This window comes from Pseudomonas sp. LBUM1655 (assembly GCF_059716085.1).
The window spans coordinates 3,280,020-3,294,286 of sequence record NZ_CP166801.1; the positions used below are offsets into that span (position 1 = coordinate 3,280,020).

Below are 14,267 nucleotides of genomic sequence, written 5' to 3' on the forward strand. Positions count from 1 at the left end.
CAAGTGGAGATGGCGTTCATTTCATCAAACGGCGCCATAACTTTGAATCGCTTTATCAGCAAGCGCCGGGCGATTCGTCGTCATCATTTTCTGAAGACCGGACTTTATGTCTCGTTTGTAGGCATTTCGTACCGTCTGAAACCCGGAATTCACAACGAAATTTACGACTTGCTGCCCCCCATCGCCAATCACTGCGGCCACGGCATCGGACTGCAGCCCCTGCGCCACCAGTCGAGGCACTGCGCTAAAAGCATCGCGGCCGGCCACATTGCTGAGCTGTTTTACAACCGAGAACTGCGATACGTCTCGAGACTCCTGGTATGGCGCCTCCTCCGGAAAAAAACTGCGGGCAAAACTCATATTCATGGCAACCACTCCTTTGGTCGCTGCGGGGTACAGCACCTCTTGGGCAAGGCTTAACGCCAAGGATGGAGCAGGATCAAACAGATTGTACTTGAGGATTTGCGAGGCCCCTTTTGTCAACACCGTGGTGCCAATTTCAGCATTAATGCCTGCTCTTGGGGGCGCCCCTGCCCATTCATTGTTCGGCCAGCTTGATTCAAATTGAGAAAAGAACTCAAAGCCGACGTTATCGCCCAATGAGCTGATCTGATCGATTGCCGCCAGATTCAAACCCGGGCTGAAAAAGTGTTCAACCGCAACAGGAGCAGCGGTTAACAGAGCGCCAGCGAAGGCTCCCGCCGAACGTTCAGCATAACGCCGCACGTTACCGATATCCTCAGCCTGATTCTGAGCGACCCATGCCGCTCCCGTGATAGCACCGTTGATCGCTGCCGATGCCCCTCCTGCTGCCGTCAGACCCCAACTCGCCGGACTCGAGACTTTCATGACATAGCCCACGGCGGCTGCGGGCAGTTTTGCCGCAAAGTCAAACACTCCGGCCCACATCATTGCCTTGGCCGTCTCCCATCGAGACAAGCCCTGCAAATCGACATACCCCACCGGGTTACCACCGACCATACCGTACAGATTCAACCCGTCGTGGGTGCCTCCCGGATCGGCGCTCAACCATCGTTGACGCCACGGCATGTAGTAACGAAAACCGTAATGGTACAAACCTGTCGCATCGCGCTCCTGCCCTGAATAACGCAACGTCCGGTAACCCGCCTCGACCTTGTCGCGCCCCGCCCACCACGCCGTTCCACCATAGGCGTAGTAGCTTTCCTGGCTGATCAACCGGGCATCGGCGTCAAGCTCCAGGCTGCTGGAGCCCAGGTGATCGGTCAGGATGTACCGGTATTGCTCCTCGGCGATGTGCGCGGGCCGACCCTTTTCCCACTGCAGGATCTGCACGGTGCAGCGGCCCGCCTGAACACTGATGACGTGCAGGACCTCTTCAGGCGTGGTGCGGATTTCAAGCCCGGGCAGGTAGCGGGTTTCGTGGGTGCGGGTCAGTCCGGAGCTTTGGGCCGTGCGGACTTTTCGCAGGCGTTGACCGGCACTGTCGTAGACGTAGCGCTCACTGTCGTTGGGCCCATCTTCACGAATCACCTGATCAACCTGGCGTAATTGATTGCGAGGGTCCCAAAACAGATTCTGGCCTTCTTGCAGCAGGTTGAGATTGCCGGTGACGTCGTATCGCCTGGCGATTTCACCCTCGTCCGGCCGTTCACCTGCGGCGCTGTACGGCAAACTGCGATTACTAGTCGCTGCCATAGCCGTGCGTTCGCAGCGCGAACCAAGGCCGGCGACGTGGTTCAAGGTATGCAAGTTGCCACCGCAGTCGTATTCAAACGTCTGCCGGTAATTTTCCAGTTGAGCCGAATCCGGCGGCGACATGAACTCCGGCAACGGTGGCCCGCCCGGCGCGCAGATCCGCTGACGGCCAAAGGCTTCGATCAATCGGCCAAGCGTGTCGTAACGATAGGTGTTTAGAGGTGCGACCCGTTGGTTGCGGAAGTAGCGAATCGGCTGGGCACTGTCAGTGATGCTGATCAGATTGCCCACCGGATCGTAGGCATACGCCAGACCCTGCAACGGCGGCCCCCCTTCAACTTGCGCGAGTAAGGTGCTCAGTCGCCCGTTCGCGGGATCGAAGGCGCTGCGCGTGACGACACCGTTACCGGCGGTTTGCTGTTCTATCTGGCCAGAAGCGTTGCAGTGAATATCGCTGACCAGTGGGGTGTAAGTGTCAGTGCTGACTGACTTGAGGAAGATCCCGGACAATTCGCCGGCCAGCGTCTGGCGCAGCAATTGTTCATTGCGCAGTGCATCAACGTGATGTATCAGATCGCCTGAGGCGTTATATCCCATGCGGGTCACGGCACTTTCACTCTCCAGCAAAGCGTCACGTTCGGTCTGATCCTGTGGCCAGTCTGATTCGTTCAGCGCCTTGAGAAATCGCCGGGCTTGTTCGATGGAAGCACCGCTCAGACTGAATTCACTGAGGTACGCCGACCCCGCCGTGTCGTCGTGACGAATCAATTGTCCGCAGCGGTTATGCCGGGCTGATTCGGCGCTGGCATCGCCGTAGCAAAGGCATTCACTGCGCCGCTCCAGTTCACCGGCCTCAAGGTCGAAAACAAACACCGGCCGCAGGCAGGCATCGTATTGCACACGGCGCCGATTGAGTTTTTGATCCCAGCTTTCAAGCGGCTGGCCGGACGCCCCCGTCAAACTCAAACGCCAACCGGCATCCACGTTGACCGACAGCAACGATGTCCCGGGCAGGCTGGTAATGGTGGTCTGATTGGCGGGGGTTGAGTCGTCTGTCTGAAAGAGCGCAAACAGGCGCGGGTCACGCGTGTGGCTGGCGCGACACTGAAAGTCATGCACCGTTTGCGAGACGTGTACTTGAAGATCGTCTATGCCCGACGACCGACAATACGCGACTGCGCGTACCGCAGCACCGCGAGGGTCGATTACGGCAAGCGTTGGCGTATGACGATGCATGAGCGGCGACCTCGACGTGGTTCACGAGGTCTTTATCAGCCGTGGAGGCGATCACGTCAACTGTCAGAAATTACAGGTCGGGCTTAGAAATAACGCGTTTTCAGGCCAGCAGCTCCTGAATCTTTTCCTGCAGCACATCCAGATCGAACGGCTTTTCCAGAATAGGTGCCTTGAGCGTGATCGGGCTGCCGGTCTCGCGGATTTCCTGCGGGTAACCGCTGATGAAAATCACCTTCAAGTCGGGTCGCAGCTTCACGGCGGGCTCGGCGATCTGTACGCCGGAGATGCCGCCAGGCAAGCGGAAGTCGGTGATCAACAGATCCAAATGTGGCTTGCTCGCGAGGATTTCGAACGCCTGCTCGCCGTTTTCGGCTTCGAGCACGCGATACCCTTGATCCTTCAGATAAATCGACAGAATCATCAAGATATTCGGTTCGTCTTCGACGATAAGTACTACATCTTGTGCATCTACGCTCATGGGAAGCCTTTGTTCGGTCAATAGCTGCTGATACGACCGTGTGGTCACTCAGAGGTTGCGTCGGATTTGCCGTTTTCCTCTATCGGCAGACAAACGCGAAACAGGGCGCCCTCGTTGATTTCACTCTCGACGACGATTGAGCCGCCATGGGCGGCGACGATCTGCTCGGAAATGAACAGACCCAACCCGAGCCCGGCGACTACCGTCTTGGCGGAAACCCGTTCGAATTGTTGGAAAATACGCTTTTGGTTCTCTTCGCTGATGCCGATCCCGTGATCCTGAACCTCGACCCGAGCTTCGTTGCCTTGGCGGTAGACGCGCACCTGAATCAAGCTTCTGCCGCCATAACGCAGCGCATTGGTCAGCAGATTGGAAATGACCTGCTCGATGCGGAACTCATCCCAGCAACCTTCCAACGGCATGTCCGCTTCGAAGCTGACCGTCGTTTCCGCTGCTTCGATCTGCTGCGCAAAGTTTTGCAGCAGATTGCCCACCAACTGCACCAGATCGAAACGGTTAGGCCGGATCGACAACTTGCCGGTACGTATCCGGGAGACGTCGAGCATGTCTTCGATCAGCCGGATGAGGCTTTTGATCTGGCGCTCGTCGCGATCGACCATCGCGTGCATCTTGTCGAGGGTGAACGCCGCCGCGTTATCCCGCGCCAAGTGCATCTTGCGCAATTGGGTTTCGAGTATCAGGCCATTGAGGGGGGTGCGCACTTCGTGGGCGACGATTGACATGAAGTCATCGCGCATCCGCACGGCTTGCTCAAGCTCCGACTGCGTACTCTGCAACTGTTGCAACAGCGCTTCCTGCTCGCGACGCGCCTGTTCCAGCGCTTCGACCTGTTGCTTCATGGCCTTGCTCTGTCGGTACAGATCGACGAAAACGTTGACCTTGCTCTTGACCGCGTGGATATCCAGCGGCTTGTGCAGAAAGTCCACTGCCCCGCTCTCATAGCCTTTGAACGCGTAGTTCAATTCGCGACCGGCAGCGCTGACAAAAATGATCGGGATGTTCTTGGTCTTCTCGGTGCCGCGCATCAACTCGGCCAGTTCGAAGCCGTTCATGCCCGGCATCTGCACGTCGAGAATGGCCATGGCGAACTCGTGTTGCAGCAGCAGCGACAGAGCTTCGTCCGCCGACAGCGCCTTGTAGACGGTGCGGTCTTCGCGTTTGATCAGCGCTTCAAGAGCCAGCAGGTTCTCGGGCAGATCGTCGACGATCAGCAGTTTTGCCTGGATATTACTCAGCATGCGATTCGTTCCAGCTCGACAAGCAGACGGCCGATGCCGTGGATGGGTAAAACATGATCCGGCTGCCGGATTTTCAGGGCAGCCAGAGGCATGGTGGCGACTTGGGCGTCGGCGGGATCCTGGACGATGGTCAGTCCGCCGTGGCGTTTGACTTGTGCCAGTCCGCGCGCGCCATCTTGGTTGGCACCGGTCAACAGCACAGCGGCCAGTTTCGGGCCATAGGCGTCGGCGGCGGACTCGAACAAGTAGTCAATCGACGGCCGGGAATGATGGTTGCGATCCTCCTGGCTCAACGACAGGCTGCGATCCTGCTCCACCGACAGGTGATAACCGGGCGTGGCGAAATACACCGTGCCCGCCTCGATAACCTGCTTGTCCGTGGCCTCCTCGACTGGCAACGCCAGACGCCGGGCGAATACCTCGGCCAACTGGCTGCGGCGCTCTTCCGGCAGGTGCAGCACGATGATGATCGGCAGTGCAAAACCTTTGCGCAGCGGCCCAAGCAGGTTTAACAAGGCTTCAACGCCACCGGCGGAAGCCCCGACCACAATAGCCTCGATTCGAGGCAGATCCGCAATGTCGTTCATGATTTGCGGTAGATCCGTTCTTGTTTCACCAGCGGTTCGAACTGGTTTGCATAGCTGGAAAAATCCAGCGTCTCTTTGCTGCCGAGCACCAGAAAACCGCGATGACACAAGGATTCATGGAACAGCCCGAACGCTCGATCCTGCAGCTTCTTGTTGAAATAGATCAACACGTTACGGCAGGAAATCAATTGGGTTTCGGAGAACACGCTGTCGGTGGCCAGACTGTGGTCGGCAAACGTCACGCTCTCGCACAGACTCTTGTCGAAAATCGCATAGCCATAGGCCGCGGTGTAATAGTCGGCAAATGATCGCTGCCCACCGGCCTGTTGATAGTTGGCGGTGTAGGCACGGACGTTTTCCATTGAAAATATCCCCTGCTTGGCCTTGTCCAGCGAGCGCGGATTGATGTCGGTAGCGTAAATGATCGTGCGATCGAGCAGGCCCTCTTCGCGCAGCAGAATCGCCATCGAATAGACCTCCTCACCCGTGCTGCACCCGGCGATCCAGATCTTGATCGAAGGATAGGTTCTGAGCAGCGGCACCACTTCCTTGCGAATGGCCAGGAAGTGCGACGGATCGCGAAACATCTCGCTGACCGGAATCGTCAACAACTGCAACAACTGCATAAACGCCGTCGGGTCGTGCAGGACTTTTTCCTGCAACGCCGAAATCGTCGCGCATTCGAATTGACCCAACGCGTGTTGGACCCGGCGCTTGATCGAAGCGCCGGAGTAATCGCGAAAATCGTAGCTGTACTTGAGGTAGATCGCCTCGATCAACAGCCGTAATTCGATTTCACTGTTTCGTTCCGCTGGATGATTGCGTTCCACTAAATGCGTTCCATCTTCGGTAACCACACGCGAATCAGCGAGAACAGGCGATCCAGATCAATGGGCTTGGCCAGATAATCGTTGGCGCCCGCCTGCAGGCAGCGCTCCTGATCGTCCTTCATGGCCTTGGCCGTGACCGCAATAATGGGCAGTTTGCGCCAGCGCGGGTCCTTGCGGATTTCGATGGTGGCTTCGAAACCATCCATCTCCGGCATCATCACGTCCATCAACACCAGATCGATGTCCTCGACTTCATTCAGTTTTTCAATCGCTTCACGGCCATTACGCCCGATCACCACGACTGCGCCTTTGGTCTCCAGGGCACTGGTCAGGGCGAAGATGTTGCGCACATCGTCGTCCACCAGCAGCACTTTGCGACCCTCGAAAACCTTGTCGCGGCTGCGCGCGGTCTTCAGCATCTTCTGCCGCTCATGGGACAACTGCGATTCAACTTTGTGCAGAAAGAGTGTGACCTCATCGAGCAGACGCTCCGGTGAGCGTGCGCCCTTGATGATGATCGAGCGCGAGTACTTGCGCAGGTCGGCCTCTTCATCGCGCGTCAGGTTACGACCGGTATAAACGATGACCGGCGGGAACGAGCAGATATCTTCGGTGGACATGCGCTTGAGCAAGTCATTACCGAGCATGTCCGGCAGCTTCAGGTCGATGACCATGCAGTCATAGATCGTCGTACGCAGTTTCTCCAGCGCGTCCTGCGCCAGACCGACAGCCGTGATCTCGATGTCGTCATCGCCGATCAGCCGCGCAATGCTCTCGCGCTGCAGATCGTCGTCTTCAACCAGCAACACGCGTTTGACCTTCTGGGTCAGCTTGGCTTCCAGACGGGCGAACACGTCCTTGAGCTCTTCGCGGGTGGTCGGTTTGACTGCATAGCCAATGGCGCCCATGTGCATCGCCGCTTCGACCCGATCCTCGACCGAAATCACGTGCACGGGGATGTGGCGGGTTTCGGCGTGTTCTTTCAAACGCTGCAACACAGTCAATCCGGAGTGATCCGGCAGACGCATGTCGAGCAGAATGGCATCCGGCACGAACTCGCGGGCCAGGTCATAACCTTCGTCCGCGCCATGGGCAACCAGGCACTGATAACCCAGTTCGTGCGCCAGATCGTAGAGGATATGCGCAAAGTTCGGCTCATCTTCCACTACCAGAATGCAACGGGTGGCGAACGGTGCCTTGTCGCGGTCGTCGGCAAAGCGCGGGATGTGAACCGGCGCCAGAGGCGAAACCACCACCGCAGGCGCTACGGTCGCCGTCACGGTTTGGACTGGCGGAGTGAAGGTCAACGGCGCTTTCGATACATCAGTGGACTCGTTGTACTGCTGCGGCAATACCAGCGTGAACACACTGCCCTGCCCCGGTGCGCTGCTGACGCTGATCGAGCCGCCCAGCAAGGTCGCCAGATCCCGCGAGATCGAAAGGCCCAGCCCGGTACCGCCGTATTTGCGGTTGGTGGTGCCATCGGCCTGACGGAACGCTTCAAAGATGCTTTCCTGCTGATCCGCGGCAATGCCGATGCCCGAATCGCGCACGATGAACGCAATGCGATCATTCGGCTGGCCGCTGATGGTCAGGCTCACCGTGCCCTGCTCGGTAAATTTCACGGCGTTGGACAGCAGGTTTTTGATCACCTGTTCCAGCCGCTGACGGTCGGTAAACAGTGTCACCGGCGCATCCGGGAGCAGATCCACGCTGAAGGTCAGTCGTTTGTCGGCCGCCAGCGGTTCGAACACGCTGCGCAGGCCATCGGCCAGACGCGCGACGCTGGTGATTTCCGGGATCACTTCAAGCTTGCCGGCCTCGACCTTGGAAATATCGAGAATGTCGTTGATCAGGTTGAGCAGATCGTTGCCGGCGGAGTAGATCGACTCGGCAAACTTGACTTGTTCGGCACTGAGATTGTCCTGCGGGTTTTCCGCCAGCAACTTGGCCAGGATCAGCGAACTGTTCAGCGGCGTGCGCAGTTCGTGGGACATATTGGCGAGGAACTCGGACTTGTACTTGCTTGAGCGCTGCAACTCTTCGGCGCGCTCTTCGAGTTGCACCTGCGCCTTATTCAGTTCGGTGTTCTTCAGATCCATGGCATCGCGCTGCTCGGCCAAGGTCTGCGCCTGTTCGGCGAGTTGTTCGTTGGTCTGTTCCAGCTCGACTTGCTGGGTTTCCAAGTGCGCTTGGGATTCCTTGAGGATCCGCGACTGCTCCTCCAACTCTTCGTTGGCAGTCTTCAACTCTTCCTGCTGCACCTGCAACTCTTCGTTGAGCTGCTGGGTTTCGGCCAGCACTTCCTGCAAACGCTGACGATAACGCGCCGCTTCGATGGAAGTGCCGACGTTGCCGGCAATCAATTCAAGCAGCTCGATATCGCGGTCGTTGAGCGGTCGCAGGAAACCCAGTTCGATCACGCCGTTGACCCGTTCGTCATCGCTGGTCGGCACGACCACAACGCTGCGCGGCAGGCCTTCGCCGAGTCCGGAGCTGACCTTGAAGTAATCCGACGGTACCGAATCGAGACGGATAAGCCGCGCCTGCTGCGCGACCTGACCGACAATACCTTCGCCGCTGTAGATCGACTGGTCCTGATCTTCCTGTTCGCGAGAAAACCCATAAGTCGCCACACGTTTGAGGCCACCGTGCTCTTCGCGCACGTACAACGCCGCTACGGCCGTGCCAAGGTATTGCGCGCAGAACTGCAGAATGTTGCGACCGAGCAGATTGAGCGTCAGTTGCCCCAGCACCTGTTCGGCCAACTCGGTCTGCCCGTTGCGCAGCCAGGCTTGCTGTTCCAGACGCTCGGCACTGGCCTGCTGCGCCGCCAATGTGGCGCCGTAGCTTTCGGACAGATTGACCAGGTCTCGCCGACCGATGTACGCCAGCAATGCGCTGATGCCTGCAACAAACAGCAGATAAAGGGTGATGCTCCAGATCGTGGTGCGGCGCACTTCTTCGTTACGCGTGGTGCGCAACTGCTGCTCCATATCGATGACGTCTTCGAACTGCTTGCGAATCTCGTCGGTCAGGCGCTTGCCACGTCCAGCCTTCACGGCACCGCGATAATCCCCGCTGCTGCGCTGCAAATCGATCATCGATTGTGCATAGGTCGCCCACTCGGTCTGCAACGCCTGGAGACGGCGCAAACGGTCGGTCTGCACAGGATTGTCGGCGGTCAGTTCGAGCAAGGTATTGAGCGCCACGGCAATACGCGGCTTGGCCGTCTCGTAGGGATCGAGGAAGTGCTCGTCACCGCTCAGCAGAAAACCGCGCATGCCGGTTTCCAGGTCCACGGTGAGTTTCACCGCTTCGTTGGCGTTATTGATCACCCGGTCGGTGTGTTCAACCCACTGAATGACCGACAGCAGATACGTGATCAGCGAAACGAAGAACACGGCACTGAGCACACCAACACCCAGCGGCAGGCTGATGTTGCGACTCAGGAGTTTGCGAAACCGTTGCTCATCAACCGAAGACGGAGAGGACATGGGGCAGCCTTGTCGAACTGTTGAAAACCCGAGAGTTTGCCCCAACAAGCGGCGTGGATCCATTTTTCTCACAGCTTTGGCAGCAAATTCCTACATTTGCTCGCGTCTAGAGCCACGCCAACAGTTATCCTTGCCTGTCCCTTTGCAGTGAATGTTTTTTGTATCAAACCGGGAACTTGTGGCCATGCGCCACTTACTCATGCATGAGACCGGCAGATTCGACCGGCCGATACCCCTGAATTTCTATCTTTGAGAGCCTCTATTATGTCCACCCCAGCGTCCATCATCCTTGTAGTAGAAGACGATGCCATTGTGCGCATGCTGATCGTCGATGTGCTGGAGGAGCTGGAGTACAAGGTGCTGGAGGCTGACGGCAGCGAACAGGCGCTGGAGTTTCTCAATGATAAGGACCAGAACATTGATTTGATGATGACCGATGTAGGTTTGCCGGGTATGGATGGTCGTGAGTTGGCGAATCAGGCACGCATCGTGCGCCCCGCGCTGCCAATCCTGTTTGCCAGTGGTTACGCTGAAAGTATCGAAGTGCCCGAAGGCATGCATGTCATCGGCAAACCCTTTTCGATCGATCAATTGCGCGACAAAGTAAAAAACATCATTCAATAAATAACTCAACGGACCGCCCCTTTCAAACAACTTCAAGGGGCAGTCCGGTCTCATATTCTTGCGAATAAAACTTAAGCTGGCGAGCTGTTGAAAAACACACTCACATAATGCTTCTTGATAAACACGCCCCAACAAAAGAGGATCACTCAAACATACAAACCAACATAAACGAATTTATTATGACCCTAAAACATTCAAACTCCCTGAATCAACGTTACTTATCCCGACCTGCCCCTTCTTCTAACCTCCACCGTGAATACGTTGCATGCGATAACCGCGAACGAGAGGAAGTGATATATAAACTCAAGCAGCGCTCAGAACATCTTGCTCCTTCGCAAAGAATTTCACTGGAAGGCGCAAAACTTTCTGTGGAGTCGGGATCGTCACTTGAAGACGCCCTGCTTCCCGGCAGGCAGCTGTTGCAACGGATGTCCGAACAAGATTCCTTCAAAAGACTGGTGGGCAAGCTAAGACTTTCCGAGTACTCAGACTTTGAAGTGACCGCTGAAGGCGAAATAAATGCAAAGCACTCCGGTGATATCGTGAGTTTTGCTAACGCCTTCAAACTTTCCCCCGATCTGAAAGACGATCTGCAGATACTGGTTGAAATGGCCCATTTGACCGGTGGCAAAATTTCCACCGCAGACGAAGTTGATTTAGCACAATGGCTGGCTTTCCACGGTTACTTGATCCCTCACCATGCCGCCGACGTTTCCCGGTTACTGGCATTCATGCAAGCCGCCCCTCCTGCAAGCCCAGAGTTGAGCAACTATTGGGAAATGATAAAGACTGGAGAAGGCAACTCGGCGACGCTTTCTGCAACTGAGCGCAGTGAGTTCCGCAAACTCATCGCCAGTTACATCAAGGATAAATCGTTACTGGAGCATTTGTCGGAGAGCATTTTTGGCGGACGAACTACGCCCTTCACACGTGCCGAGGCTGAGGACATTATTAAGGCACTTGTTTCCAGCCCCATCGCTGCTGACTGGGCCGACGCTTACGTACGGGATCTTGGCTGGTACGGCGCGCGCGACAACCAACCGCAATCGGAAACGTCGCGCAAGCAGGTTGTCCTGACATCGCTGCTGCTCAATCTTCATCCTCAAGTCGGCGAAGATGTACCGCGAAATCATGTTGCTGGTTTCGATTTGTATGCTGCCAAGCATATGGAAAAATCCTTCGCCGAGATTCAAACCGATTTCGAGAATCACCTGATCGAGCACCACAGGGTGAGTAAAAAGAATGCAGCATTGGCCGCTCACTTACTGCTGGCGGAGCCTGCGCCGGAATTTCTGGTCAAAGGTCTACCTGCCACCCTGCTAGTGGGAACGCCGCAATGCGTGGAATTTTGCCGAATCGTGGCGGTGCAAGAAATCATAGCGCCAGGCTCGACTCGATCCATGACTTACGCGCAATTGCAGCAACTTTCGACACTGGAACCAGTGACCGAATCACGCAAGTTGCTCGACGCTTTGGCCGCCGTGGATCCTGTGATTGATTGGGCAGTGCTCAACAAAATCGTCACGCCTGAAGACGTTGAAAAATCAGTCACTGACTCACTGACAGTCGCCACGGACGCCTACGCCCGACATGCGAGGACGCTTGCCGAAAACGCTGAAACACTGACGCGTCAACTGCCAACCCGCAAAAGCGTTGCACTGGATATCCTCAAGCAGGTCGCCAAGGGCTGCACTTATCTTGAAAGCGACGTCCTTCAGCAAACGCGCAATCGACCGCTGGAAGACGCTTACATTTCGCTAAAAATGTCACCTGTCGAGTTGCATATGTCCAACGATCTGGCGACCGGCAATTGGGATTTGAAAAAAGGGGAAAGCATCTATACAGCGTTCCCCAACATGCGCCGTAATCTGGTTTCTCCCGACGATGAGTTCTACCGTCAGTTCAATCGGGCCTATCTGGCGCATGCGCAAGCGATGAATACGCATTTGAAGCAAGCATTTACTTCAATGCCATTGCTCGACCGGATTCGATTGCTCAAGGGCAAGGTGACGATGTTCACCGTCAGGCCCTCGGTCGCCAGACTCCAATCGATTACCGGTATATCCGCCAATCCTATCGCGGCGACCCTTGACGCCATTCTGAAAACGACTGAGCGCAAACCGACGGAAAGTCATAAAGAAATAGATGAAGCAAAGGGTCGCTACGGCGTAGTGGTCTGCAGCGAGTTCGAAGGCCGGGTGACCTGTTACGAATTATTCACGCTGCACGGCGTCTGTCGCGAAAACACCGAGTTGGCCAAGCTTGTGCAAAGGGAAAACCTGTTAAGCGCTCCCCCTCGCAGCAATGAGACGAATTACTCTGCGCCTGCGAAAATTCATCAACTGCCGATGAACATCGAGTGTTATACCCATGGTGTAACGCCCGGTCTCGTGGACGTCAGTTCGGGGGTGATCGACAAAGTTGCCGAGTTGTCAGCCGTCGCGCCGCTGGAGCCAATAAATGGGTACTACCAGAGCTTCTACTCGACAGAGTTCGACCGTCTGGTGAACTTCGTACTCAAGCACAGACCCGTCGCGACTTACGATGAGTTGGTTAAAGAGTGTTGGGGCCAGACCCGGCTTGAAGCATTGCGTGCAAAACGGGAAAAGGATCTGGACACGCTTCTCAACTTTGTCGTGCCCTTCAAGTCATGCATCGAAGATCTCGGTTCAGGCGACATCGAGCGACAATTGGACGGAGCCAAGGCGTGCACCCTGGAAGCCGCGATGACCGTTCTGTTAGTGGTCGGAGCCATCGCAAAGATTGCCAGCCTGGCCGCCACGAGCATGAGTATCGCCACCAAGGCCAGCAAGATAGCTTCCACAGGCGCTGGATTGGTCAGCAACTTGCTCAATCCGCTGGATGGCGCAACCGATTTGCTTGTGAATGGTGCCAAACTTTTGCGCAAAGGTTGGCACAGCGGTGTAGCTGCACTCGAAAGCGCTATTTACGATGCACGCAAATGGTCGGGAAAGACGCCCTATCACGCACTTTCGAAGGCTGTCGATCCAGACACTATCCGTCTGGGCATCCGACAAACTGCGCAAGAATCCGCAGACGTGTTCCAGGTTTGGGGAATACGCCACAGTGATGAATGGTACGCGTTGAACCGTTTGGGCGAACCATGGGGAGCCAAAATGGACAGTCTGAATTACAAGTTCAAACTGCCTTCCCTACCTTGGCGCAAGCTCATGCCAAAAAGTTACACCCAACGGTATTTGAAAAAAGCAATCCCCGCCGCCAAAACCAAACTCAACAATGCCATCGCCTTGTTGGGCGACTCGGAATGGGAATTCGAAGTTCGCAAGATTCTTACTTATTTGTTTGGCACTGGGTCTGACGAAGCCGTAAAGCACATCGGGTCGAGACTGCAGGCAATGCGCAAGGATCTGGATGCTTTCACGCTCGCCAACGTATCATTCAAAAGGACCGATGTGCCTGCGGTGGCAGCCTTGCATGTGCCCGATTACAAACGATGGAAAAAGGCAGTCGTCAAGGGCACCGTACATCAGGAATCAATCAAAAGGTTCATCAAGATTTTTCCGGAACATCTGGATGATCTATATCGCACATCCAAATACGACGAAACCCGGATAGCGGATGTTCTGATCCATGAGATGTCCCATGGCGCACCCGGCACACTCGATCTGTATTACGGAAAGACTCTGGAACACGCGCAAACCGATGTGGCTTCCCTGATTGATCTCGCACGAAACCCGCGCATGGTCGATCCGACGTTCTCCAATCCTTACAGAACAGTGAGCACGGACAGCTTCACCCATCTGCATCAGTTTGATTCCATTCGTCCGAGTCTTCCGACTTTGATTCAGAAGCACCCGGCTCTGTACAACGCAGAATCTTACGAAGTAGCGGTTTCTTTGATTAATCAAATCAAATCCGATCCAGCTGGATTTGGCATAAACATGTCGACCCTCGAATCAGCGCTGAAAAATTCCGCAGCCGAACCATTCCTCGGCACTCTGGGCCTCAACCTGGGCAAAGCGTAGGTCGTACCTGTATTTCCGCCACCGGGCCTGATTGATAACCGGGTGCAAGCAACCACCACTGTGGTTTAATTG

Annotated in this window: 8 protein-coding genes; 2 read left to right on the forward strand and 6 right to left on the reverse strand. The window is 55.9% G+C overall.

Features of this window, described 5'->3' with window-relative positions; translation table 11 throughout:
- Positions 1–24: 24 nt before the first annotated feature.
- The 6 genes from ACA074_RS14585 to ACA074_RS14610 all read right to left on the reverse strand — a co-directional run bounded on the left by ACA074_RS14585 (position 25) and on the right by ACA074_RS14610 (position 9,564).
- Positions 25–2,913, reverse strand: a complete 2,889-nt coding sequence (locus tag ACA074_RS14585; RefSeq protein WP_497677210.1) for an RHS repeat domain-containing protein — start codon at positions 2,911–2,913, stop codon at positions 25–27.
- Between the two features lie 100 nt (positions 2,914–3,013).
- On the reverse strand, positions 3,014–3,391 hold the full coding sequence (locus ACA074_RS14590) for a response regulator (protein ID WP_401263995.1): 378 nt from the start codon (positions 3,389–3,391) through the stop codon (positions 3,014–3,016).
- Positions 3,392–3,435: 44 nt separating this feature from the next.
- The gene (locus tag ACA074_RS14595) at positions 3,436–4,650 is read right to left on the reverse strand and encodes a hybrid sensor histidine kinase/response regulator (protein ID WP_401263993.1); all 1,215 of its coding nucleotides are present in this window, start codon (positions 4,648–4,650) and stop codon (positions 3,436–3,438) included.
- Positions 4,644–5,237, reverse strand: a complete 594-nt coding sequence (locus tag ACA074_RS14600; protein ID WP_401263991.1) for a chemotaxis protein CheB — start codon at positions 5,235–5,237, stop codon at positions 4,644–4,646. Before ACA074_RS14600 ends, ACA074_RS14595 begins: the two co-directional genes overlap by 7 nt.
- A complete protein-coding gene (locus tag ACA074_RS14605) occupies positions 5,234–6,067 on the reverse strand; it encodes a CheR family methyltransferase (RefSeq protein ID WP_497677211.1) in 834 nt (277 codons plus the stop codon). The genes ACA074_RS14600 and ACA074_RS14605 overlap by 4 nt, the downstream gene beginning before the upstream one ends.
- The gene (locus tag ACA074_RS14610; protein ID WP_497677212.1) at positions 6,067–9,564 is read right to left on the reverse strand and encodes a response regulator; all 3,498 of its coding nucleotides are present in this window, start codon (positions 9,562–9,564) and stop codon (positions 6,067–6,069) included. Before ACA074_RS14610 ends, ACA074_RS14605 begins: the two co-directional genes overlap by 1 nt.
- Positions 9,565–9,828: 264 nt before the next feature.
- Between ACA074_RS14610 and ACA074_RS14615 the strand changes: the two genes are divergently transcribed.
- Both ACA074_RS14615 and ACA074_RS14620 read left to right on the forward strand, forming a co-directional pair.
- Positions 9,829–10,188, forward strand: coding sequence for a response regulator (locus ACA074_RS14615; protein ID WP_497614089.1), 360 nt, complete (start codon positions 9,829–9,831; stop codon positions 10,186–10,188).
- Positions 10,189–10,478: 290 nt separating this feature from the next.
- Positions 10,479–14,195: a M35 family metalloendopeptidase gene (locus ACA074_RS14620; protein ID WP_497677213.1), complete on the forward strand. Its 3,717-nt coding sequence runs from the start codon at positions 10,479–10,481 to the stop codon at positions 14,193–14,195.
- Positions 14,196–14,267 lie beyond the last annotated feature (72 nt).

Coding starts and splice junctions, on each gene's coding strand:
- ACA074_RS14585 (WP_497677210.1), bottom strand. CDS start 2,913: ATGCATCGTCATACGCCAACGCTTGCCGTAATCGACCCTCGCGGTGCT.
- ACA074_RS14590 (WP_401263995.1), bottom strand. CDS start 3,391: ATGAGCGTAGATGCACAAGATGTAGTACTTATCGTCGAAGACGAACCG.
- ACA074_RS14595 (WP_401263993.1), bottom strand. CDS start 4,650: ATGCTGAGTAATATCCAGGCAAAACTGCTGATCGTCGACGATCTGCCC.
- ACA074_RS14600 (WP_401263991.1), bottom strand. CDS start 5,237: ATGAACGACATTGCGGATCTGCCTCGAATCGAGGCTATTGTGGTCGGG.
- ACA074_RS14610 (WP_497677212.1), bottom strand. CDS start 9,564: ATGTCCTCTCCGTCTTCGGTTGATGAGCAACGGTTTCGCAAACTCCTG.
- ACA074_RS14615 (WP_497614089.1), top strand. CDS start 9,829: ATGTCCACCCCAGCGTCCATCATCCTTGTAGTAGAAGACGATGCCATT.